Source organism: Caballeronia sp. M23-90 (assembly GCF_053574605.1).
Window position 1 is genome coordinate 1 of record NZ_JBSIPA010000746.1, and the last position, 1,799, is coordinate 1,799.

A 1,799-nucleotide genomic window follows, 5' to 3' on the forward strand; every position below is an offset into this window, starting at 1 on the left:
TGGCGGCACGCTGTTCCTGGATGAAATCGAAAGCATGCCGCTCGCGCTGCAAGTGAAACTCCTGCGCGTCCTGCAGTTCGCGCGAATCGGCTGGTTCGAGCCGAGCCGTTCCAGCACGCCGTCCTGCAGGACGCGCAGGAGTTTCACTTGCAGCGCGAGCGGCATGCTTTCGATTTCATCCAGGAACAGCGTGCCGCCCGACGCGTGTTCGAGCTTGCCGATACGCCTTTTCTGCGCCCCGGTGAACGCGCCGGCTTCGTAGCCGAACATCTCGGATTCGAACATCTGCTCGGGCAACGCACCGCAGTTCACAGCGATAAACGGTTTATCGCGACGCGGCGAGAGATCGTGCAGGCTTCGCGCGATCAGTTCCTTGCCCGCGCCGGTGTCGCCGTTGATCAGCACGGAGGCATCGGTCGGCGCCACGTTCGCGATCAGCTTGCGGACCTGTTCAATGGCGGGACTGCGCCCGATGATCCTGGGCGCCACGCTGCTCTGTCCCGCGAGTTCGCGCCTGAGCGCCCGGTTTTCCAGCACAAGCTTGCGCCGTTCAAGCGCGCGACGGACGGCTTCGATCAGCCGTTCGGACGCAAACGGCTTTTCGATGAAATCGTACGCGCCGTCGCGCATTGCCTGGACGGCCATCGAAATATCGCCGTGGCCCGTGACGAGAATCACCGGCACTTCGGGCGCGCGCTCGTGGCATTGCGCGAGCAGATCGAGGCCGCTTGCGCCGGGCAGACGAATGTCGCTCACGATCACGCCGGGAAAGCTGGCGTCGATAGCCCGTGCGGCGCCTTCCACGCTGCCGAATGCGGCGACGTCGAAACCGGCGAGCTGGAGACTTTGCACGCTCGCGCGCCGCACCAGTTCGTCGTCTTCGATGAAGATCACTTGAAGTCCTGCTGTCATGGGTTCCTGCTCCTGCTTGATTCTCTCGGCCAGCGCCAGGCCGGCGCTTAAGCGCGCAACAACGTGATCACGAATTCTGCGCCGTGCGAGCGATCGGCGTCGGCCTGCGTGCCGCCTTCGGGTCCATCGACTTCGGTTTGCGGCGCGACGTTGCGCGCGACCAACGTACCACCATAATCGCGTGCGATTGCCGACGAAATCGCCAGGCCGAGCCCCAGGCCGTGCCCCATCTCCTTCGTCGTGAAAAACGGCTCGAACAGGCGCGGCAGGATATCGGGCGCAATGCCGGGGCCGTTGTCCCGCACGACGATCTCGACCGTCGTCTGGTTCGTGATCAGCTCGATATCGATACGCGGCACGTCGCACGACACCACCGCATCCAGCGCGTTGCCGATCAGGTTGATCAGGATCTGCTCGAGACGCAGGTCCTCGCAGCGTACAAAGAGAGCCGATTGGTCGTCCGCGCCGAACGCGACCTTCACGTTTTTCATGCGCGGCTGCAGCATAGCGAGCACGTTTCGCAGCGCGCGGCGGACATCGGTACGCGCATTTTTCGGCCGCGCCTTCGCCACGAACAATTTCAGTTGATTCGTGATCTTGCCCATGCGTTCGGTGAGCGCGGCGATCGCTTCGAGGTTCTCATTCGCGGCGACATGATCCCCTCGTTCGATAAACACCCGCGTATTGTCCGAAAAACTGCGCAGCGCGGCGAGCGGCTGATTCAGTTCGTGCGTGATGCCCGCAGCCATTTGCCCCAGAGCCGCCAGTTTGCTCGCCTGGATGAGCTCGTCGTGCGGTGATATCGCCGATGAAACCAAACCCGCGCAAGCCCATCAGACCATCGGTGCGTACAAGCGCAGCAAGGTGCTGGCGGAGCGCGCCGTCGA

3 pseudogenes are annotated in these 1,799 nt (G+C 63.3%); 1 reads left to right on the top strand and 2 read right to left on the bottom strand.

Annotated features, from left to right (window positions below):
• Nucleotides 1-76, top strand: a pseudogene (locus ACRXB1_RS35435) (sigma 54-interacting transcriptional regulator); the annotation flags it as partial.
• On the opposite strand, the pseudogene ACRXB1_RS35440 reads toward ACRXB1_RS35435, so the two are convergent.
• Nucleotides 70-912: pseudogene (locus ACRXB1_RS35440) on the bottom strand (sigma-54-dependent transcriptional regulator); the annotation flags it as partial. The pseudogenes ACRXB1_RS35435 and ACRXB1_RS35440 sit on opposite strands and share 7 nt — an antisense overlap.
• A 47-nt stretch (nt 913-959) precedes the next feature.
• Nucleotides 960-1,706: pseudogene (locus ACRXB1_RS35445) on the bottom strand (sensor histidine kinase); the annotation flags it as partial.
• Nucleotides 1,707-1,799: the final 93 nt, after the last annotated feature.